This is a genomic window from Duganella sp. AC917, from assembly GCF_979258245.1.
In genome coordinates this window covers 736,176-755,395 of sequence record NZ_OZ409848.1, presented here as the reverse complement: position 1 = coordinate 755,395, position 19,220 = coordinate 736,176, and the positions used below count along the sequence as shown (strand labels likewise).

21 protein-coding genes are annotated in these 19,220 nt (G+C 62.4%); 4 read left to right on the top strand and 17 right to left on the bottom strand.

The window, feature by feature from the left end; all coding sequences use genetic code 11:
- Positions 1 to 66 precede the first annotated feature (66 nt).
- Positions 67 to 1,002, top strand: coding sequence for a LysR family transcriptional regulator (locus ACZ0BA_RS03345; protein ID WP_463449932.1), 936 nt, complete (start codon positions 67 to 69; stop codon positions 1,000 to 1,002).
- 64 nt (positions 1,003 to 1,066) lie between these two features.
- On the opposite strand, the gene ACZ0BA_RS03340 is transcribed toward ACZ0BA_RS03345, so the two are convergent.
- Positions 1,067 to 1,969, bottom strand: a complete 903-nt coding sequence (locus ACZ0BA_RS03340; RefSeq protein WP_463454700.1) for a DMT family transporter — start codon at positions 1,967 to 1,969, stop codon at positions 1,067 to 1,069.
- Between the two features lie 137 nt (positions 1,970 to 2,106).
- Here ACZ0BA_RS03340 and ACZ0BA_RS03335 point away from each other — a divergent pair, with 137 nt between their 5' ends.
- From ACZ0BA_RS03335 to panC, 3 genes are read left to right on the top strand one after another with little or no spacing between them, the layout of a single operon-like run.
- Positions 2,107 to 2,316 (top strand): DUF3460 family protein, encoded by a 210-nt coding sequence (locus ACZ0BA_RS03335; protein ID WP_315392152.1) that lies wholly within the window; start codon positions 2,107 to 2,109, stop codon positions 2,314 to 2,316.
- Between the two features lie 18 nt (positions 2,317 to 2,334).
- Positions 2,335 to 3,255 (top strand): segregation and condensation protein A, encoded by a 921-nt coding sequence (locus ACZ0BA_RS03330; protein ID WP_463449931.1) that lies wholly within the window; start codon positions 2,335 to 2,337, stop codon positions 3,253 to 3,255.
- A 57-nt stretch (positions 3,256 to 3,312) separates the two neighbouring features.
- Positions 3,313 to 4,152 (top strand): pantoate--beta-alanine ligase, encoded by an 840-nt coding sequence (panC, locus tag ACZ0BA_RS03325; RefSeq protein WP_090314342.1) that lies wholly within the window; start codon positions 3,313 to 3,315, stop codon positions 4,150 to 4,152.
- On the opposite strand, the gene ACZ0BA_RS03320 is transcribed toward panC, so the two are convergent.
- The 16 genes from ACZ0BA_RS03320 to flhD form a co-directional block, all read right to left on the bottom strand.
- Positions 4,149 to 4,559 carry a hypothetical protein gene (locus tag ACZ0BA_RS03320; RefSeq protein WP_463449930.1) on the bottom strand — a complete coding sequence of 137 codons (411 nt, stop codon included), beginning with the start codon at positions 4,557 to 4,559 and terminating at the stop codon, positions 4,149 to 4,151. The two genes, panC and ACZ0BA_RS03320, sit on opposite strands and share 4 nt — an antisense overlap.
- Before the next feature lie 54 nt (positions 4,560 to 4,613).
- On the bottom strand, positions 4,614 to 5,831 hold the full coding sequence (locus tag ACZ0BA_RS03315; RefSeq protein WP_463449929.1) for an EAL and HDOD domain-containing protein: 1,218 nt from the start codon (positions 5,829 to 5,831) through the stop codon (positions 4,614 to 4,616).
- Between the two features lie 93 nt (positions 5,832 to 5,924).
- The gene (cheY, locus tag ACZ0BA_RS03310; protein WP_008450066.1) at positions 5,925 to 6,314 is read right to left on the bottom strand and encodes a chemotaxis response regulator CheY; all 390 of its coding nucleotides are present in this window, start codon (positions 6,312 to 6,314) and stop codon (positions 5,925 to 5,927) included.
- A gap of 177 nt (positions 6,315 to 6,491) precedes the next feature.
- Positions 6,492 to 7,562, bottom strand: a complete 1,071-nt coding sequence (locus tag ACZ0BA_RS03305; protein WP_463449928.1) for a protein-glutamate methylesterase/protein-glutamine glutaminase — start codon at positions 7,560 to 7,562, stop codon at positions 6,492 to 6,494.
- A gap of 69 nt (positions 7,563 to 7,631) precedes the next feature.
- Positions 7,632 to 8,228, bottom strand: a complete 597-nt coding sequence (gene cheD, locus ACZ0BA_RS03300) for a chemoreceptor glutamine deamidase CheD (RefSeq protein WP_463449927.1) — start codon at positions 8,226 to 8,228, stop codon at positions 7,632 to 7,634.
- 3 nt (positions 8,229 to 8,231) lie between these two features.
- Positions 8,232 to 9,107: a CheR family methyltransferase gene (locus tag ACZ0BA_RS03295; protein WP_463449926.1), complete on the bottom strand. Its 876-nt coding sequence runs from the start codon at positions 9,105 to 9,107 to the stop codon at positions 8,232 to 8,234.
- Between the two features lie 57 nt (positions 9,108 to 9,164).
- Entirely contained in the window at positions 9,165 to 10,889 is a 1,725-nt protein-coding gene (locus tag ACZ0BA_RS03290; protein WP_463449925.1) for a methyl-accepting chemotaxis protein, read from the bottom strand.
- Positions 10,890 to 11,024: 135 nt separating this feature from the next.
- Complete coding sequence (locus ACZ0BA_RS03285) at positions 11,025 to 11,513, bottom strand: chemotaxis protein CheW (protein ID WP_463449924.1); 489 nt, start codon at positions 11,511 to 11,513, stop codon at positions 11,025 to 11,027.
- Positions 11,514 to 11,545: 32 nt separating this feature from the next.
- A complete protein-coding gene (cheA, locus tag ACZ0BA_RS03280) occupies positions 11,546 to 13,735 on the bottom strand; it encodes a chemotaxis protein CheA (protein ID WP_463449923.1) in 2,190 nt (729 codons plus the stop codon).
- A gap of 39 nt (positions 13,736 to 13,774) precedes the next feature.
- Positions 13,775 to 14,140, bottom strand: a complete 366-nt coding sequence (locus ACZ0BA_RS03275) for a response regulator (protein ID WP_090314352.1) — start codon at positions 14,138 to 14,140, stop codon at positions 13,775 to 13,777.
- An 82-nt stretch (positions 14,141 to 14,222) separates the two neighbouring features.
- Complete coding sequence (locus tag ACZ0BA_RS03270; RefSeq protein ID WP_463449922.1) at positions 14,223 to 14,771, bottom strand: chemotaxis protein; 549 nt, start codon at positions 14,769 to 14,771, stop codon at positions 14,223 to 14,225.
- Positions 14,772 to 14,826: 55 nt separating this feature from the next.
- Entirely contained in the window at positions 14,827 to 15,789 is a 963-nt protein-coding gene (motB, locus tag ACZ0BA_RS03265) for a flagellar motor protein MotB (protein ID WP_463449921.1), read from the bottom strand.
- Positions 15,790 to 15,841: 52 nt separating this feature from the next.
- Positions 15,842 to 16,702: a flagellar motor stator protein MotA gene (motA, locus tag ACZ0BA_RS03260; RefSeq protein WP_463449920.1), complete on the bottom strand. Its 861-nt coding sequence runs from the start codon at positions 16,700 to 16,702 to the stop codon at positions 15,842 to 15,844.
- Between the two features lie 132 nt (positions 16,703 to 16,834).
- Positions 16,835 to 17,647 (bottom strand): SAM-dependent methyltransferase, encoded by an 813-nt coding sequence (locus tag ACZ0BA_RS03255; RefSeq protein ID WP_463449919.1) that lies wholly within the window; start codon positions 17,645 to 17,647, stop codon positions 16,835 to 16,837.
- A complete protein-coding gene (gene flhC, locus ACZ0BA_RS03250) occupies positions 17,644 to 18,189 on the bottom strand; it encodes a flagellar transcriptional regulator FlhC (RefSeq protein WP_463449918.1) in 546 nt (181 codons plus the stop codon). Before flhC ends, ACZ0BA_RS03255 begins: the two co-directional genes overlap by 4 nt.
- Positions 18,190 to 18,276: 87 nt before the next feature.
- Complete coding sequence (gene flhD, locus ACZ0BA_RS03245; RefSeq protein ID WP_463449917.1) at positions 18,277 to 18,594, bottom strand: flagellar transcriptional regulator FlhD; 318 nt, start codon at positions 18,592 to 18,594, stop codon at positions 18,277 to 18,279.
- Between the last annotated feature and the right edge of the window lie 626 nt (positions 18,595 to 19,220).

The following is a 19,220-nucleotide window of genomic DNA, read 5'->3' as shown; positions in this document are numbered from 1 at the left end:
TTGTTGTATAGTTTTTCTTATCGCTGTGCGCTATCCCGGTGCATAAGGTTAAGGTATTCTTGTCCCATGAATACCCGATTCCTCGAAACCTTCGTTGCGCTGGCGCAGTTACGCAGCTTCCGTGCCACGGCCCGCGCGCTGCACGCGACACCGGCCGCGATCTCGCTGCGCATCAAGTCGCTAGAGGAGGAACTGCAGACGGAATTGATCGATCGGAGCTGCAAGGACTTCCGCCTGACGGCCAACGCCGAGTACCTGCTGGGGCATGCGAAAGCGGTGGTGGACGCCACCCGCAGGCTGCAGGCGGCGGCGCACAAAGATAGTGCGGTGCGCGGCCGCTTGCGTCTGGGGGTGATCGAATCGGTGGTCCATAGCTGGCTGGCGCAGTACATCCGCCAGCTCAATGTGTTGTATCCGGAGCTGGAAGTGGACCTGGCGGTCGATATCAGCAATGTGCTGGAACGCAGATTGCGCGCGCGCGAGCTCGATCTGGTGATCCAGGTCGAGGGCGTCGAGAGCAACGACATCGTCTCGGAGGCGCTGGCGGTCTATCCGCTGCACTGGATCGCGCGCCGTGGCTTGCTCGACACCCGCAAGGAGAGTTTGAACCAGCGCCTGCTGCAGCTGCCGATCCTGACCTTCGGACGGGGCACCGCGCCGCAGCGCGCGCTGGAGGAAATCGTCAGCAAGATGGCCAACCTGGCGATGATCCCGCTGGAGCAGACCCGCATCACCTGCTCGCCGTCGGTGGCGGCGATTGTCCAATTGGTCAAGGACGGCTACGGCGTGGCGGCGATTCCCAGCCTGTTCGTGGTGTCGTCGCTGGAAAGCGGCGAATTCATCGAACTGCCGGTGCAGCCGGAGCCGCCGTCGATCATCGTCTCGCTGTGCTTCCACACCAACGCCGAAATGCTGGTGCACGCGGCGGCCAACGCCGCCCGCCACGCCTGCGCCACTTACTGCGCGCAGGTTGACCCTCGCTACATCAAATCACTGGGATGACGCCACTGCGCTGGAATTTTAATGGCGTCGAAACGCGCGCATTGGCATGCGGGGCGCCCGGCAGCTAGCCCTTGCGCGCCGAGACCACGATACCGGCGACGATCAGCACGAACGCCACCGCATGGTAGGCATGCGGCGCCTCGCCCAGGAAGGCCGACGACAGCAGCGCGGTAAATAGCGGCGTCAGATTGACGAAGAAGGCACCGATGGCCGGACCGGCGCGCTGCACGCCTTCGCCCCAGCTGCGGAAGGCGATCACCGCCGGGAACACCGCGACATACACCAGCGCGGCGGCCAGCCACCAGCTCCACTGCACCGGAATCGCCCCGAGCCACTGCTCGCCGAGCGCGAAACCGCCCGACCACAGCGCGCCGAACGCCACCTGCGCGGCCAGGAAACTGGCCCAGTTGGCGCGGATCGCGGCCGGCTCCCTGGTGCGCATCAGCAGCCAGCTGTAGAACGACCAGGCGATGGTGGCCAGGATCATGAACAAATCGCCCGCCACCAGCCGCAGCTCCAGCACATGGCGCCACTCCCCGCGCGCCAGCACCACCAGCACGCCGGCGATCGACAGCGCGGCGCCTGCCATCTGCCGTCCCGAGACCGGCACGCCAAAGAACAAACGGCCCGTCAGCATCATCCACACCGGCAGCCCGGAAGCGACCAGCGTGACGTTGATCGGCGTCGAGCTTTGCAAGGCCATGTACTGGAACGTGTTGTACAGGCCGATGCCGGTCAGCCCCAGCAGCGCATATTGCTGCCAGTGTTGCCACAGCGCGCTGTCACGCCGGAACACCGGACCGGCCAGCGGCAGCAGGATCAACAGGGCGATCACCCAGCGCAGGAAATTGAGCAACACCGGCGGCAACATATCGTGCACCAGGCGGCCGACGATGGCGTTGCCAGCCCACAGCAACGGTGGCAGGGTCAGCAGAAAGATGGTTTTGGGGGTCAGACGTGCGGTCATCATTGTATATCTTGGCAACATTAGCCCTGGGAGCTTACCCGATTCCGCCACTTTGCGTGGCCGGGCGGCGATAGAATTAGCGCGTCGGCGCGTCGGCGCGGTAAAATACGCATTGCTGAGCCACTCACTTGGACTATATGAAACTCTCTAAACAACATTCGATGTACGAATCCGACCACACCTTGTTCATCAAGTCGCTGAAGGAAAAGAATCCGGCGATCGAAGAAGGTCAACGCCTGGGCCGCGCGCTGCTGTGGGACAAGGCGCCGCTGTCGCTCGACGAGCAGGAACGCCAGCTCGAGTCGGCCGTCAAGCAACAAGCTTACGTCTACCAGAACAAAGTCTAAGGACTTGGGGCGGCACGGATGTTGCCAGACGATACGGCTGAACAGCCGGCCGGCGAGGTTCCCGACCCGCAGCCGGCGGTAACCGCCGACGGCAACGCCGCTGCGGACGCTCCCGTGTCGCCCGAGATCGCCGAGGCGGCCGCCGCCGTGACGTCCGAAGTGGCCGCCCTCGCCCGCCTGTACGGCGAACCGCTGCTCAAGCTGCCCAACGATCTGTACATTCCGCCGGACGCGCTGGAAATCTTCCTCGACGCCTTCGAAGGGCCGCTCGACCTGCTGCTCTACCTGATCCGCAAGCAAAACTTCAACATCCTCGACATTCCGATGGCGCAGCTGACGCTGCAATACCTGAAGTATGTCGACCAGATCCGGCTGTCGAACCTGGAGCTGGCCGCCGAGTACCTGCTGATGGCGGCGATGCTGATCGAGATCAAGTCGCGCATGTTGCTGCCGCAGCGGCAGTCGGACCTGGAGATCGAGCACGACGATCCGCGCGCCGAGCTGGTGCGCCGTCTGCTGGAATACGAGCAGATCAAGCTGGCCGCCTACGACCTGAACGCGATTCCGCAGGTCGACCGCGATTTCGTACGCACCCAGATCTTCATCGAGCAAAGCCTGGTGCCGACCTGGCCGGAGGTGGCGCCGATCGACCTGCAGCAGGCCTGGCTGGACGTGATCAAGCGCGCCAAGCTGACCCAGCACCACAAGATCAGCCGCGAGGAGCTGTCCGTGCGCGAGCACATGACCGGCATCCTGCGGCGCCTGCAATCGAGCCGCTTCGTCGAATTCGCCGATCTGTTCGACATCGCCGGCGGCGTGCCGGTGGTGGTGGTGAACTTTGTCGCGCTGCTCGAACTGGCCAAGGAAACGCTGATCGAAATCACCCAGGCCGAGCCGTTCGCCCCGATCTACGTGCGCCTGGCCTACTCGCCGGCCTGAGCGCGGCGCCGCCGCCCACACCATCGAATTCCTTTTTACGCAGATAGCGAACATGTTATGAAAATCATCACCACCATTGAAGAACTGCGCGACCAACTGAGCGGTCAATTGCGCACCGCCTTCGTCCCGACCATGGGCAATTTGCACGAAGGCCACCTGTCGCTGATGCGCCTGGCGCGCAAGCATGGCGATCCGGTGGTCGCGTCGATCTTCGTCAACCGCCTGCAGTTCGGCCCCAACGAGGACTTCGACAAGTATCCGCGCACCTTCCAGGCCGATGTGGAAAAGCTGGAGAAGGAAGGCGTCTACGTGCTGTTCGCGCCGACCGAGAAGGACCTGTATCCGGAGCCGCAGGAGTTCCGCGTCAATCCGCCCGCCGACCTGGGCAATACGCTGGAAGGCGAGTTCCGTCCCGGCTTCTTCACCGGCGTGACCACCATCGTGCTCAAGCTGTTCTCGTGCGTACAGCCGAAGGTGGCCGTGTTCGGCAAGAAGGATTACCAGCAGCTGATGATGGTGCGTAATATGGCGCGCCAGTTCGCGCTGCCGACCGAGATCATCGGCGCGGAAACCTACCGCGCCGACGATGGCCTGGCGCTGTCGTCGCGCAATATGTATCTGTCGGAAGCGGAGCGCGCGGAGGCGCCGGCGCTGTTCCAGGGCCTGAACTACGTGGCCAACGAAATGCGCGCCGGGCATCTGGACATCTTCCAGGTCGAGCACAAGGCGATGGAGGATTTGGCCAAGCGCGGCTGGAAACCGGATTACGTGTCGATCCGCAAGCGCAGCGACTTGCAGCCGCCGAGCGCCGGCGACCTGGCGCAAGGCGCGCCGCTGGTGGTGCTGGCCGCCGCCAAGCTCGGCTCGACCCGCTTGATCGACAATCTGGAGATTTAAGACTGCGGGCGCGCCGCCGGGGCGGGAGCCGTGATGGTCACCCCCTGCGGCGAGAGCTGGATGATCACCGGCGCCACCGGCTGAAGCTGCGGCACGGTTGGCGCCGCTTTGGGCACGGCGTTGTTCAGCACGAAGGTCATTACCGTGATGAAGATCGTCATGGACGCAAGGAAGATACCGACCATCCACTGCACCATGCGCGCACCGGATTCGGCAATTTCTTTGCGCAGATCGGCGCCCAGTCGGTCGATCCTGGCGTTAAGCTCGGCGAATTGACCATTCACGTTCGCCTCGAATGAGTCGAGCCTGCCATCCATGCCAGCCTGGACCGACTCGGTCTTGGCGTCGATATAATCTTTGTCGAAGTGCGCGTTCATCCGTTTATCTTCGACCTGCGGCGAGGCCATGTCAACGCGCGCACCGGAGATATCACGGCAGCGTTTGCGCCAGCTTAAGAAGCGCTACGCGGCCACGCTTTGCGCCCAGGCCAGCGCCGACAGGTGCGCCGTGTTGACGTCTTCCGGGCTCAGCTTGAGCGTCGCCGCCAGCGAGGCCACCAGGTCGGAATTGAGCTCGCACGCCTCGGCCAGCGCCAGATACGGCCCGTATTTGCCGCCGCGCGTCATCAGCGCCGTCACCACGTCGTCCGACAACTGGATGTTGGCCAGCACTTCTTTCATGCTGATGCCCAGCAGCCGGTCCAGCAGCGAGAACATACCGGCGACAAAGATATTCTCGGCCTCGTTCTTGCCCAGCGCGGCCTGCCCCAGCAACTCGGCCAAGCGCCCGCGCACCACCGCCGTCTCCAGCAGCACCGGCGAGTAACCGGACGTGCTGGCGGTCGCCAACAGCAACGTCAGCCAGCGGTACAGCGGCGTGTAGCCCAGCAAGGCCAACGCCTGCCGGATCGATTGCACTTCGCGCCCGGCGCCGAAGCCGGCCGAGTTGATGAAGCGCAGCAGCTTGTACGACAGGGTGGCGTCATGCTTGAGGACGGTTTCGATCTGGCCGACATCGGCGTTCTGCCGCACCAGCTGCATCAGCTGCATGATGACGGTCTGCGCCGGATTCATGCCGCCCGAGAGCATGCTGGTGCGTGGCGTCAGGTGCAGTTTGCCGACAAAGGCGTTCAGCCCCAGCGCGGCGCAGGCGTCGAAGTCGGCCCAGTTGCTGACCGGACGGGCGATCATGCCCACCGTCGATTGCTTGAAGGCGGCGTAAGTGCGCGCCTGGGTGGCGACGTCGGCGCCCGAAAAGCGCACCTCGACATACGACGCCAGGGTCGGCAGGCGGGCGCCGCTGCGGGCCAGGTCGGCCTCGCGCAACAGGATGCCGACGCCGCCGGCGCGCAACGCCTGCACCGCCGACAGCGTGTCCGGATTGGCCAGCGCGGCCGCCTTGAGCGACAGCACCGTGCGCTCCGGCGGCAGGCGATGCAGCGCGTCGGTCGACAGCATCGCCGGCACGGCTTCTAAAAAGAGGATTTTGTCGCGCAGCAGCCAGTTGCCGCCGTTGTCCTCGTCGACCACCTGCTCGGCGACGAAATCGACCAACAACTCGAGGTCGTCCGGCGTGGAGGCCGGCGCGCCGCGCTGCTGTTGCCAGCACAATTCATAGCCCACGACCCGCTGCTTGGCATCCAACAGCGGCTCACGAACGAGGAAATTGGTCTGGTGCATGGCTATGAGGAGTAAAGCCCACGACCCGGGCGCAAGCGCGGGCGACAGGCGGTACGGCGCCAAGGCGGCGCCGCATTGTTGCTCAAACCATCATCAAGCTCCGAGTTTTTCGAAGATCTTGTTCAGTTTTTCATCCAGCGTTGCGGCGGTAAATGGCTTGACCACATAGCCGTTGGCGCCGGCCTGGGCGGCGGCGATGATGTTTTCCTTCTTCGCTTCGGCAGTCACCATCAGCACCGGCAGCTTGGCCAGCGCCGGGTCGGCACGAATGTTTTGCAACATGGTCAGTCCGTCCATGTTCGGCATGTTCCAGTCGGACACGACGAAGTCGAACGATTCGGCGCGCAGCTTTGCCAGCGCCATCACGCCGTCTTCCGCCTCGTCGACATTGGCATAACCCAGTTCTTTCAACAGATTCCGGACGATGCGGCGCATCGTCGAAAAATCGTCAACAACTAAAAATTTCATCTTTGGATCAGCCATGAATTACTCCGTTGATTCTCTACGCGGTTGTGAATAATGCCTACAATTTCCATCAAGTTGTAGGATAGCATTTTCGTTGCTCTAAGGCGAACAAAGTAGCAGTAATACGTCACCCGGGACACATTTAGCCCGGGTTCTTCTCAAATTAAATGCAATAGAAATACGTAATCGCACAGCTTACACCCGCAACGCGCGCGCGCCGTGCGCGGCCAGATGGCCCAGCACCATGCCCGGCAGCGCCTGCAGCGCACCCACCTCGTGGGCGGCGCCCACGGCGATCGCTTCGCGCGGCATGCCGAACACCACGCAACTGGCTTCGTCCTGTGCGAAATTATACGCCCCGGCCGTGCGCATCTCCAGCATGCCGACCGCGCCGTCCTTGCCCATGCCGGTCAGGATCACGCCGACCGCGTTCTTGCCGGCCGCCTGCGCCGCCGAACGGAACAGCACGTCGACCGACGGCCGGTGGCGGTTGACCGGATCGGCCTGGTCGATGCGGGTCATGTAGTTAGCGCCGCTGCGCGTCAGGTACAGGTGCGAGTGGCCCGGGGCGATGTAGGCGTGGCCCGGCAGCACCCGCTCGTTGCCGGCGGCCTCCTGCACCGAGATCTTGCACAGGCTGTCGAGCCGCTTGGCAAACGAGCGGGTGAAGCCTTCCGGCATGTGTTGGGCGATCAGGATGCCGGGACAGTCGGACGGCATTTGCATCAGGAATTCGCGGATCGCCTCGGTGCCGCCGGTGGAGGCGCCAATGATGATCAGTTTTTCCGACGACGTCAGCGGATTGCGCAGCTGCGGCAGCGGCACCTGGCCCTCGGCGCCGGGCTGGGGCAGCACGCGCGCACGCACCCGGGCCTTGGCCGCCGCACGGATCTTGTCGGTGATGAGGTCGGTGTACTCGCGCATGCCCGCCTGGATCGAGATTTTCGGTTTGGTGACGAAATCGACTGCGCCCAGCTCCAGCGCGCGCATCGTGATTTCCGAGCCACGCTCGGTCAGCGAGGATACCATCACCACCGGCATCGGCCGCAAACGCATCAATTTCTCGAGGAAATCAAGGCCGTCCATCTTGGGCATCTCGACGTCCAGCGTCAGCACGTCGGGATTGGTCTGCTTGATCAGTTCGCGCGCCACCAGCGGATCGGGCGCCACGCCCACCACTTCCATATCGGTCTGGCTGTTGATGATCTCGCTCATGACGCTGCGTATCAGCGCGGAGTCATCGACGATGAGGACTTTGATCTTCATAAAACACTACTTTCCGGGCCAGGCCCTGTATCTACTCCAGCTACTCTGTTTACTCGGTATGGCGATCGGTCAGAACAGATCGATCTCGCCGCCGACCGGCGCCTTCTTGAGGCGGCTTGCGTATTCGATCTCGCGCTTGGCCAACGTGTCGTTATGGGTCTGCATCAGCTTCTTGACCAGCACCTTGCCGGTGCGCGGAAAGAAGTACACCTTGCGCGGGTGGATGTCGTTCAAGTCCTCGGCCACCACGCGGATTTTCTCGGTCTTGAGAAAGCTCAGCACGAAGGCGGCGTTGCGCTCGCCGACGTTGATCGCCGTGAAGCCCTTGAGCACGGCGCCGCCGCCGAACACCTTCGCCTCCAGGTTCTCGCGCTTGGCGCCGGCCTTGAGCAAATCGTTGATCAAAATCTCCATCGCGTAGGTGCCGTAGCGTGCCGAGGCCGACACGGGGCTGCCGTCGCCGCCGCCGTCGGGCAGCATGAAGTGGTTCATGCCGCCCAGGCCGGTGACGCGGTCGCGGATGCAGGCCGACACGCACGAGCCGAGCACCGTCACGATCAGCATGTCTTTATTGGTGAAGTAATACTCGCCGGGCAATATCTTGGCGGCTTCGCAGTCGAACGTGCGATCGAAATACACGTTCGTGGCAAATTGTTCGAGGTCCATGTGTTATCTCGTGTTGGTCGCGCCGCTTTTTGAAGCGGCGCCGCGGTGTTGATCGTCCAACTCGTACACCGTCTTGCCGCGTAGTTTGAGCGACTCCGACACGTAGAGGAAATTCTCCGAATGGCCCGCGAACAGCAAGGCGTCCGGCTTCATCAATGGGACAAACCGCGACAGGATCTTGCGCTGGGTCGGCTTGTCGAAATAAATCATGACGTTGCGGCAAAAGATGACGTCGAACTGGCCGCTGAGGGGCCAGCCGTCGGCCAGCAGGTTGAGCGGCTTGAACGTGATCATGTTGCGCAATTCGGGGCGCACGCGCGCCATGCCCTCGCGATCGCCCTTGCCCTTAAGGAAGAAGCGGCGCGAGCGTTCCGGCGACATTTTATCGAGCCGGTCCATCGTGTAGACGCCGTTGGCCGCGTGGGCCAGCACGTTGGTGTCGATGTCGGTGGCGATGATCTGGCAGTTCGGCGTGAGAGTGTTAAAGGCCTCGCACACGGTCATCGCGATCGAATACGGTTCCTCGCCGGTGGAGGCGGCCGAGCACCAGATGGTGAGCGGCTCGCGCTTGTTCTTCACGTGCTCGGCCAGCAGCGGGAAGTGATGCGCCTCGCGGAAGAACGACGTCAGGTTGGTGGTCAGCGCGTTGGTGAACGACTCCCACTCCTCGCCCAGCCGGCCCGCCTCGAGGTCGTCGAGGTACTTGGCGAACGAGGCGATGCCGGTGGCGCGCAGCCGCCGCGCCAGGCGGCTGTAGACCATTTCCTGCTTGCTGTCGGCCAGCGAGATGCCGGCGCGTTTGTAGATGAGGCCGCGAACACGTTCGAAATCCTTGGCGTTGAAATCGAACTCTTTGACGGTGTCTTTAGTATGCGGCATTGGGTATTCCTTGGTTTACTACACGGGTGATGCTGTCCGAGGCTAGGGTTGCAACGGTTAAAACTCTTCCCACTCGTCGCCGCTGGTCTGCGGCGTGGTCAGTTTCTTCGGCGCCGACGGCGCCTTGGCCTTGGCCGGCGCCGCGACGGCAACCGCAACCGATGCGGTGACAGCCTTGGCCGGCGCGCGCTTGACCGGCGGCGCGGCGATGGCGGCGGCCGGCCTGCGGCCGACGTCGTCGGCCAGCTTGAACACGCTGACCGCCTGCGCCAGCAACTCGGCCTGCTCCTGCATGCTCTCGGCGGCGGCGGCGGATTGCTCGACCAGCGCGGCGTTCTGCTGCGTCATCTCGTCCATCTGCGTGATGGCCTGGTTCACTTCCTCGATGCCCGTGCTCTGCTCTTGCGTAGCGGCGGTGATCTCGCCCATGATGTCGGCCACCTGGCGGATCGAGGTCACGATCAGGTCCATGGTCTGCCCGGCCTCGTCGACCAGGCGGCTGCCGGCATCGACCTTGTCGACCGAGTCGCCGATCAGTTCCTTGATCTCCTTGGCCGCGCCGGCCGAGCGTTGCGCCAGATTGCGCACCTCCGACGCCACCACCGCGAAACCGCGACCCTGCTCGCCGGCGCGCGCCGCTTCCACGGCCGCGTTCAGCGCCAGGATGTTGGTCTGGAAAGCGATACCGTCGATCACGCCGATGATGTCGACGATCTTGCTCGAGCTGGCCTTGATCGATCCCATCGTCTCGACCACCTGCGACACCACGCTGCCGCCCTTCTCCGCCACCGACGACGCGGTCACCGCGAGCTGGTTGGCCTGGCGGGCGTTGTCGGCGTTCTGTTTGACGGTCGACGTCAGCTCTTCCATCGACGACGCGGTCTCTTCCAGCGAACTGGCTTGCGACTCGGTGCGCGACGACAGGTCGGCGTTGCCGGCCGCGATTTCATGCGAGGCGGTGGTGATCAACTCTGTACCGCTGCGCACGTCGCCCACCGTCTTGGCCAGGCTCTCGTTCATGTCGCGCAGCGCCTGCAGCAGTTCGCTCGTTTCATCCTTGCCCTCGACCCGCACGTCCGAGGTCAGCTCGCCGGCGGCCACGCGCTGGGCCACGGCCACCGCGCCCGACAGCGGCACCACGATCGAACGGGTGATGACCACCGCGCACACCACGCCCAGCGCCACGGCCACCGCGCCCAGGCCGAACAGCGCGAACATCAGCGAGCGGTCGGCGGTGACGGAACCTTCCATCACGTGCGTGGCGGCGGCCTGCTGCATGTCGACCAGTTTGTTAATCTGCACCAGCGTTTGCTGGTTGAGCGGATCGATGCGGCCGGAAATGACCTTGGCCGCGCCCTCGCTGTTAAACGCCAGCACCTGGCCGATCGCCTCCTTGAAGGCGCTGTCGGTATCGGCGTCGAGCTTGGAGATATCGGCCAGCACCTTTTTCTCGTCGTCGCTCAGGCCCAGCGCCTTGATATCATTGACCGCCTTGTCGTAGCGGGCGCGCTGGTCCTTGACCTTCTGTTCTTCCTTCTGCATCAGGCTGACGTCCGATTGCAGGCCGATGTTGCGCATCGCGATGCCGGTTTCCAGCATGGCGCTTTTCATCGCTCCCGCCTGCAGATTCTTGGCGGTGCTCTGCTCCAGGCCCGTGGTCAGCTTGCTCTTGTTGCTGAAGTTGAGGAAATTAGTCAACAGGACCATCGCCACCAGGATCAGCAAAATACCGCCAAATCCGATGCGTAACCGTGTGCCGATGCTGAAATCGCGTAAATTCATGATGTTGCTCCCCTATGCTGTCTGTGCGTGTGCTCGCCGGAACGGTATTACCAAGCCGATGATCGTTGCTGTCGTTGGGCACGCCCTCTGTGGGGCGCTTCCGCGGCCGACCGCCAGCCGCTTCGGGGGCAAGGTTTAGGCCGCCAGTTGTTCCATCAAGCCCATCTCGGCGCTTGACATCAGCTTGTCGATATTGACGAGGATCAGCATGCGCTCGTCGATGGTGCCCAGGCCGATCATGTAATCGGAGCTGAAGGCGGTGCCCATTTCCGGCGCCGGCTTGACCTGCTCCGGCGTCAAGGTGGTCACGTCGGACACCGAATCGACCACCATGCCGACGATGCGGCCGTTGATGTTGAGGATGATGACGACGGTGAACTGGTCGTACACCGGCTCGCCCAGGTTGAACTTGATGCGCATATCCACCACCGGGATGATGATGCCGCGCAGGTTGATCACGCCCTTGATGAACTCGGGCGCGTTGGCGATGCGGGTGACCGTCTCGTAGCCGCGGATTTCCTGCACCTTGAGGATGTCGATGCCGTATTCCTCGGAGCCCAGCGTGAACGCCAGGTATTCGTGGCCGGCGATCTCGTTGGCGCCTGTGGTTAGTACGTCTGCCATGATGGTTTCCTATCTATGTTGCGTTGGTTCGGTCAGGAGAAAATTTGTTCGTCGGACAGCTGACGCGACGAGCGTATCAGCGCGGCGACATCGAGGATCAGCGACACGCCGCCGTCGCCCAAGATCGTGGCCCCGGAAATGCCGGCCACCTTGCGGTAATTCGATTCGAGGTTCTTGACCACCACCTGCTGCTGGCCGACCAGGTCGTCGACGAACAAACCGGCCTTGCGCCCGTCCGTCTCGATGATGACCACGATGCCCTGGGTCGGATCGGTGAAGCGCGGGGTGATGTCGAACATCTGGTACAGCGGCACCAGCGGCAGGTACTCGCCGCGCACCTTGATGACGCGGCCCTTGCCGCTGATTTCCTTGACGTCGTCGGTCACCGGCTGCAGCGACTCGACCACAAAGCCCAGCGGCAGGATGTAGACCTCCTCGCCGACCCGGATCGACATGCCGTCCAGGATCGCCAGCGTCAGCGGCAGCGAGATCGAAATCGTGGTGCCGAAACCCTTGGCCGAGCGGATGTCGACCACGCCGCCCATGGCGGTGATGTTGCGCTTGACGACATCCATGCCGACGCCGCGCCCGGAGACGTCGGTCACCGTTTCGGCGGTCGAGAAGCCCGGCGCGAAGATCAGTTGCCAGACCTCGGCGTCGCTCATCGTGTCGCTCACGGCCAGGCCGTTCTGTTCGGCCTTGGCCAGGATGCGTTCGCGGTTCAAGCCGCCGCCGTCGTCCGACACCTCGATGATGATGTTGCCGCCCTGGTGGGAGGCCGACAGGAACAGCCGGCCCGAATCGCTCTTGCCGGCCGCGCGCCGCACGTCCGGCATCTCGATGCCGTGGTCGATCGAGTTGCGCACCAGGTGCGTCAACGGATCGACGATGCGCTCGATCAGGCCCTTGTCGAGCTCCGTGGCGGCGCCGTTGGTGATGAAGTCGACCTTTTTACCGAGCTTGGCGGCCAGGTCGCGCACCATGCGCGGGAAGCGCGAGAACACAAAGTCCATCGGCATCATGCGGATCGACATCACCGCTTCCTGCAAATCGCGGGTGTTGCGGGTCAACTGGCTAACGCTGTTGAGCAAACGCTCGTGCGCCATCGGATCGAGCGTGTCGACGCGCTGCTCGATCATCGCCTGCGTGATCACCAGTTCGCCCACCAGGTTGATCAACTGGTCGACCTTTTCGATCGACACGCGGATCGACGACGACTCGGCGCCGGCGCCCGGCGTGCCCTTCTCGTCCTTCTTGGCGGCTTTCTTTTCCTGTTCCTCGACCACGGCCGGCGGCGCTTCGATCACGATGCCTGCCGCGGCGCGGATCTGCTCGACCGGCTGGAAGAAGCCATAGCCGTTGGCGTCGTCGTTGCCCTCCTTGGCGTTGGCGCGGATCTCGTCGAGCGGCTGGAAGAAGCCGTAGCCCTGGCCGCCGCCCGCCATCGGCGGATGCAATGCGGTTTCATCGAAAAAGCCGTAACCGAGGTCGCTCTCGACCTTCGATCGTTCGGCGTTTTCCATGCGCGCCTGCTTCTCGCTCAGCGCCGGCAATTCGGTCACCACCATGTCGTCCGGATTGAGCACGAACGAGCAGATGGCGATGATGTCGTCGAGGCTCTCGTGCGTGGTCACGACCATCGCGTTGCGGTCCTTGTCGAGCGGCGTGATCGACACATGGCCCATCAGTCCAAGCTCGGCGCCCAGCGCGGTCACCTCGCGGTGCACCATCACGGGCAGCTCGAGCCGGTAGCGGCGCCCGCCGCTGTGGTCGACCACCTTGGCCTCGGTCGCATTGAACGCCGGGGCGACCGGCGACAGCGCCACCACCGGCACGTCCTGGGTCAGCGACTGCAGCATCATGCGCACGTCGCCGACGGCGTCCTGGTCGACGTTGCTGCCGAGGCGATGGCCGTCGAGCTGCATCTTGAGGATGTCCTTGGCCGCCAGGAAGGCGTCGACGTGCTCGGACGTCAGCGCCATCTCGCCCTTGCGGATGCGGTCCAGCAGGGTCTCGAGGATGTGCGTGACCTCCGTCATGTCGGTGACGCCAAACGTGGAGGCGCCGCCCTTGACGGAATGGGCGGTGCGGAAGATCGCGTTCAGATCCTCGGCATCGGGGGCGGCAATGTCCACGGCCAGCAGCAGCCGCTCCATTTCAGCCAGCAGTTCCTCGGCCTCATCGAAGAAGACCTGGAAAAACTGGCTTATGTCGATGGTCATGGTGATACTCCGTAAAGTTCGCTCATTGCTCGCGCCTTATCAGCCGATGACCTTCTTCACTACCTCGATGAGGCGCTGCGGATCGAACGGTTTGACCAGCCAGCCGTTGGCGCCGGCCGCGCGGCCCTTGGCCTTCATCTCGTCGGACGACTCGGTGGTCAGCATCAGGATCGGGGTCTTGGCGTAGGTCGGCAGCTCGCGCAGCAGCGCGATCAGCTGCAGGCCGTCCATGCGCGGCATGTTCTGGTCGGTCAGCACCAGGTCGACGCTTTGCAGCTTGGCTTTTTCCAGGCCGTCCTGGCCGTCAACCGCTTCCACCACCAGGTAGCCGGCGGCCTTGAGGCTGAACGCCACCATCTGGCGCAGGGAACTGGAATCATCAACTGCAAGTATTGTCTTGGCCATCTTGGTTCTCACTCTTATCAATGCTGGACACTCAGGTCCATTTTTTAAAACAATCGGTATCTAGCGGGGGCCGGCACGACCCTTAAAACAATTCGATATCACCGCTCTCCAGGTGTTGCTGACTTACCGCCTTGCGCAACACGCTGCGCAGTTCCAAACTCTGTATCGCCAGCGCCATGCTGACCTTGCCCAACAACGCGACGATTTCCTCGTTGTCGCTCTCGGGCAGCATCTCGGCGCCGTGCGCGCCCAACGTGCCCAGGAACTCGCGCAGGCCGGTGACGCGCTTGAGCGTGCGGTCGATCAGCTGGCTCGTCATGTCCTGGAACTGCATGCTGGTGATGGCGGCGTTGACATAGCCGCCCACCTGGCCCTGCAGCGCCTGCAGTTGCGCGCGCTGCTCGGGCGTGGCGATGCCGCCGTCAAGCAGCAGCTGGATCGTGGCCCGCTCGGCCTCCACCGTCTGATGGATGGCCATGAAGTTGAACGACAACTTCTCGATGGCCTCCTCCAGCAGCAGCCGGGTCTGGATCAGATCGGTCTCGACCTCGGTTAAATGCTTGCGCCCGTGGTCAGACACGCCCGACAGCAGGCGTTTTACATGCGACCCAAGGATTTTTTTTCTCGTCATAACATTCTCGTTGTTCTACTCTGCGCGCTTTACGTCTTGCTACGTATCATTGTTGCTATTTGCGGACCGGCGGCCCCGCCGGCGTGGCGGCCGCGGCCGGCGCGGCTGGCCCGGCGGCGGCCGCTTCGTCCTCGGCGCCCACCTCGATCTGCCTGCCGCCGTCGCGGATCACGCTTTCCTCGGTCCGCTTGTTCATCACCAGGATGCTGATGCGGCGGTTGATCGGGTTGAACGGATCGGCCTTGTCCAGATTGGCGGCCGAAGCCAGCCCCACCACCCGCAGCACCTTGGCGTCGGCCATGCCGCCGACGATCAGTTCGCGCCGCGAGGCGTTGGCGCGGTCGGCCGACAATTCCCAGTTGCTGTAGCCGGTCTCGCTCATGTAGGGCGTCGAATCGGTGTGGCCCGACAGGCCGATGCGGTTCGGCACATCGTTCAGCACAAACCCGATCTCGTGCAAAATCTCTTTCGTGTACGACTGCAAATCGGCCTTGGCCAGCGCGAACATCGGACGGTTCTGCTCGTCGACGATCTGGATCCGCAAGCCCTCGGTGGTGATATCGAGCAGCAACTGGTTCTTGTATTTGACCAACACCGGATTGGTCTCGATCCTGGCCTCGATCTTTTCCTTCAGCGACTTCAGGCGCTGCGCGTCCTCGGCCTCGACGGCGGCGCGCGCGGCGGTCAGGTTGAAGGTCTTCTTGACCGACGGCGCGTCGCTGGCCTGAACCTGGCCGTCCTTGCGGGTCAGGTCCTTGCCGCCGCCGGGGATCACCGACGAACTGTCGCCGCTGCCCGAGCCGCCCTGCATGGCCACCTTCAGCGGCGTCTTGAAGTAGTCCGAAATGCCTTTGAGGTCGCCCTTGGAGGTCGAGCCGAGCAGCCACATCAGCAGGAAGAACGCCATCATCGCCGTCACGAAGTCGGCATACGCGATTTTCCACGCGCCGCCGTGGTGGCCACCGCCGTGCTTCTTGATGCGCTTGACGATAATCGGCCGTAAGCCTTCTTCAGCCATGACGCTTCCTCAAAGAGTCCAACATGATTCCAGTCGCGCGTTTCATCCGGGCTTACTTCGCCTTCGATTTCTTGATATGGTCTTCCAGCTCGCCGAAGGTCGGACGCTCGGTCGAGTACAGCACCTTGCGGCCGAACTCGACGGCCAGCGCCGGCGCATAGCCGTTCAGGCTGGCCAACAGGGTGACCTTGACGCACTGGTACATCTTGGTCGACTCTTCCAGCTTCTGCTCGAGCAGGCTGGCCAGCGGACCGACGAAGCCGTAGGCCAGCAAAATACCGAGGAAGGTGCCGACCAGCGCGTGCGCAATCAGAATGCCCAGCTCGGCCGGCGGCAGGCCGACGTTTTCCATCGTGTGCACCACGCCCATCACCGCCGCCACGATACCGAACGCCGGCATGCCGTCGCCCAGGCGGGCGATGGCGTGGCCGGGGGCGGCGCCCTCGTGGTGGTGGGTGTCGATCTCGTTGTCCATCAGGTTCTCGATCTGGAACGCGTCCATATTCCCCGACACCATCAGGCGCAGGTAATCGGTGATGAATTCGACGATGTGATGGTCTTCCAGCACGCTTGGATACTTGCTGAACAGCGGGCTTTGCTCCGGGCTGTCGATATCGCCTTCGATCGACATCAGGCCCTCTTTGCGCACTTTGGAGAGGACGTCGAACAGCAGCGACATCAACTCCATATACAAATCCTTGGTGTATCGCGATCCCTTGAACAGGGTGGGCAGCGCGGCCAGCGTGGCCTTCAGGGTCTTGCCGTTGTTACCGACGATGAAGGCCCCGACCGCTCCGCCGCCGATCATCACCAGCTCCAGCGGCTGGACCAGCGCGGCCAGATGCCCGCCGCCCATCGCGTAACCGCCGAAGACGCCGAGCAGCACCACCACATATCCGATTATGACTAACAAGCGACCTGACTCCCCAGAATGAAACAAGGCCAGAATGTCAACTAACGCCGGCCGGATTTCAATAAATTTACGTGTAGAACTACAATAACGTGTCCGGGGGTGGCCGAGCAAGTGATTAACGCCAAATGATGCTTAAAAGTACCATTTATAGAGTGGCGTGTTGTCGTCTGTGGCAAGAATGGTCTGATCCGGCGCCCGCGCGTCGATTGCAAATTCATAGCTTATAAGTATTGCATCACGACACATTTCGGCCTCCGCCTTGCGCCATAAACCACTCATCACAGCCGGCGACAGGTAGGCGAACACCAGGTCGTATTGGCCGAAATCGAGGCGTTCGTAGTCGCCGAACAGGAAGCGCGCGCGGCTGCCCGTCATCGCGGCGCGCAGCCTGCTATATAACCAGGGCAGCGGCGCCAGCTCGATGCCGACGCATTCGATATCCGGCCGCACGCGCGCCAGGTACATCGCCAGGCCGCCCAGTCCGCTGCCGATGTCGATCACCCGCAGCGGCCTGGCAGCGCCGTGCTCCGGCAGTCGCGGCGGCGGCAACTGCTGGCGCACCGCGTCCCACACGGCCGGGTTGGACGGGTAATAGGGAACTTGCGTGCGGAACGTCGACCAGTACAGGCCCAGCAAGACCAGAAAGACCGCCAGGAACAGCCATGGCGGCAGCCGCAAGGACAAGGCCGCCAGCACCGCCAGCGGAAAAAAGAACTCGATCGCGCGCCACCACACGGCCAGCCCCGCCACCCATGTGAGGGCGGCGGCGACCAGGCCGTGCACGACGGCGACGGTCAGGTAATCGACGGGAAAATGGAAGCTTGCCAGCAGGTACACCAGGCCAAGGCTGAGCGGCGCGGCGCCGCATTGAATCAGCAAGGCCCGCACGGCGGGCGCGCGGACGATGCGTTGGAGGTAGGACGATTGCGGAATGTGGCGGGTCACGCGGCCAGGGCGTCGGCGTCGCGGGATTTCTTGGTCTTGCCGGCGCGCGAAGGCATATGGCACAGGCCGCAGACATAGCTGCCGTTCAGGTCCATGCAGTTGACCACGTATTTACCCTGGCATTTGCCGCAAGGGGCCAGTTCCAGCATCTTGCTGCCAAAAAAACGCACCAGGGTCCAGGCGCGGGTCAGCGACAGCAGCGGCTCTTCGCCCGGTTCCGGCGGCAGTTGTTCGAGGTACAGCTTGTAGGCCTTCATGACCGCTTCGATGCCGGTGGCGCCGGCGTGCTCGACCAGGAATTTGTGGATGTTGATAAACAGCGACGAATGGATGTTCGGCTGCCAGGTCAGGAACCAGTCGGTCGAGAACGGCAGCATGCCTTTCGGTGGCGATACACCGCGCAACTCTTTATAGAGCTTGAGCAGGCGCTCGCGCGACAGCGACACTTCGGTTTCCAGCAGTTGCAGGCGCGCGCCCAGTTGGATCAGTTCAATCGCAAGCTGAATCTCTTGTGCTTCAGACACTACGCTTTTCTTGGTCATGATCTCTGCTCCGGGCCGTTATATATATGAACCTGCTGCTACGATGGTAATGCGCTTTGCGATACGGTGCGACTCTGTACGACGCGATTACGCGATTTCCTCGACCGCCTGGCCGGCCATCAGGATGGCGGCGTGCGATTGGGCCAGCGAACGGTCTTTATTGTAGTTGGTCAGCATCGACAGGATAGCGCCGTCGTCGAAGCGGAAGCGGGCCAGCATCATGTTGCCGCCTGCCAGTTTGAGGATCTGCGCGTTGCTCATGCCTTCGATCAGGTCGGCGATGTCGGCGGCGATGCCCAGACGGAAAATCGCGGTGACTTTGTCGGCGCGGATCATCTGCTGCGCGAGCATCAAGTAGCTCAGGTTAGCGTCGCGAATTTCAGCCATCATATCGTTTGCGGTCATTTCCATCTCCCTGTATTTGTTTCACTGCGGAACACAATTGCGTTTCCAGTGAGATACATTCTGCGGGAGCAACAAAAATACGAGTAGAGGATACCCTCCGTATTTTCGGTCAGGCAATAGCGAACGCGACCCGTCGGTGTTTGTCTGACAAACACACTAGGATCGAGGCTCTACGCCCTTGCGGCGCGGCAATTTTATGGCTGAGAATCTTCAAAAAAGCCCTGTCATGACACGAAAAAATAGTTCGTTTGGCGACTCTTTTTTGCTACATCTAACCCGGTTACGGCAGCTTTTTCGGGAACTTTAGGGTTTCCACAGAAAAATTTTAAATTATTTTCGACTACATCCATGAAAGCTGAAGCGTCATTTACCTGCTCTTACTTGCTCTCGGTTGCTTTTACCCGCTTCATGGATCTGGTAACGGCAGCGTCTGCGGGAACTTTAGGGTTTTTTTGAATTTATTTGAAAAAAAACGAAAATAGTTTTCGAATCACCCGCAAAGCTCGCATTCATGCGGGTCTGCGGGATACGGGGAGGTGTTACTGCCGGGCCTCAGGTGGATAAAACCGCCGATTTTTCCTGTTACACTGGCGCATAAGACAACATGTTTAAGCCTAAAGTATCAA

Coding starts and splice junctions, on each gene's coding strand:
- ACZ0BA_RS03345 (WP_463449932.1), top strand. CDS start 67: ATGAATACCCGATTCCTCGAAACCTTCGTTGCGCTGGCGCAGTTACGC.
- ACZ0BA_RS03315 (WP_463449929.1), bottom strand. CDS start 5,831: ATGCACCAGACCAATTTCCTCGTTCGTGAGCCGCTGTTGGATGCCAAG.
- flhD (WP_463449917.1), bottom strand. CDS start 18,594: ATGACCGCAAACGATATGATGGCTGAAATTCGCGACGCTAACCTGAGC.
- ACZ0BA_RS03295 (WP_463449926.1), bottom strand. CDS start 9,107: ATGCCGCATACTAAAGACACCGTCAAAGAGTTCGATTTCAACGCCAAG.
- ACZ0BA_RS03320 (WP_463449930.1), bottom strand. CDS start 4,559: ATGGCCTCGCCGCAGGTCGAAGATAAACGGATGAACGCGCACTTCGAC.
- ACZ0BA_RS03290 (WP_463449925.1), bottom strand. CDS start 10,889: ATGAATTTACGCGATTTCAGCATCGGCACACGGTTACGCATCGGATTT.
- ACZ0BA_RS03275 (WP_090314352.1), bottom strand. CDS start 14,140: ATGGCCAAGACAATACTTGCAGTTGATGATTCCAGTTCCCTGCGCCAG.
- ACZ0BA_RS03305 (WP_463449928.1), bottom strand. CDS start 7,562: ATGAAGATCAAAGTCCTCATCGTCGATGACTCCGCGCTGATACGCAGC.
- cheY (WP_008450066.1), bottom strand. CDS start 6,314: ATGGCTGATCCAAAGATGAAATTTTTAGTTGTTGACGATTTTTCGACG.
- cheD (WP_463449927.1), bottom strand. CDS start 8,228: ATGGACCTCGAACAATTTGCCACGAACGTGTATTTCGATCGCACGTTC.
- panC (WP_090314342.1), top strand. CDS start 3,313: ATGAAAATCATCACCACCATTGAAGAACTGCGCGACCAACTGAGCGGT.
- motB (WP_463449921.1), bottom strand. CDS start 15,789: ATGGCTGAAGAAGGCTTACGGCCGATTATCGTCAAGCGCATCAAGAAG.
- ACZ0BA_RS03270 (WP_463449922.1), bottom strand. CDS start 14,771: ATGACGAGAAAAAAAATCCTTGGGTCGCATGTAAAACGCCTGCTGTCG.
- ACZ0BA_RS03330 (WP_463449931.1), top strand. CDS start 2,335: ATGTTGCCAGACGATACGGCTGAACAGCCGGCCGGCGAGGTTCCCGAC.
- ACZ0BA_RS03285 (WP_463449924.1), bottom strand. CDS start 11,513: ATGGCAGACGTACTAACCACAGGCGCCAACGAGATCGCCGGCCACGAA.
- flhC (WP_463449918.1), bottom strand. CDS start 18,189: ATGACCAAGAAAAGCGTAGTGTCTGAAGCACAAGAGATTCAGCTTGCG.
- ACZ0BA_RS03335 (WP_315392152.1), top strand. CDS start 2,107: ATGAAACTCTCTAAACAACATTCGATGTACGAATCCGACCACACCTTG.
- ACZ0BA_RS03340 (WP_463454700.1), bottom strand. CDS start 1,969: ATGACCGCACGTCTGACCCCCAAAACCATCTTTCTGCTGACCCTGCCA.
- cheA (WP_463449923.1), bottom strand. CDS start 13,735: ATGACCATCGACATAAGCCAGTTTTTCCAGGTCTTCTTCGATGAGGCC.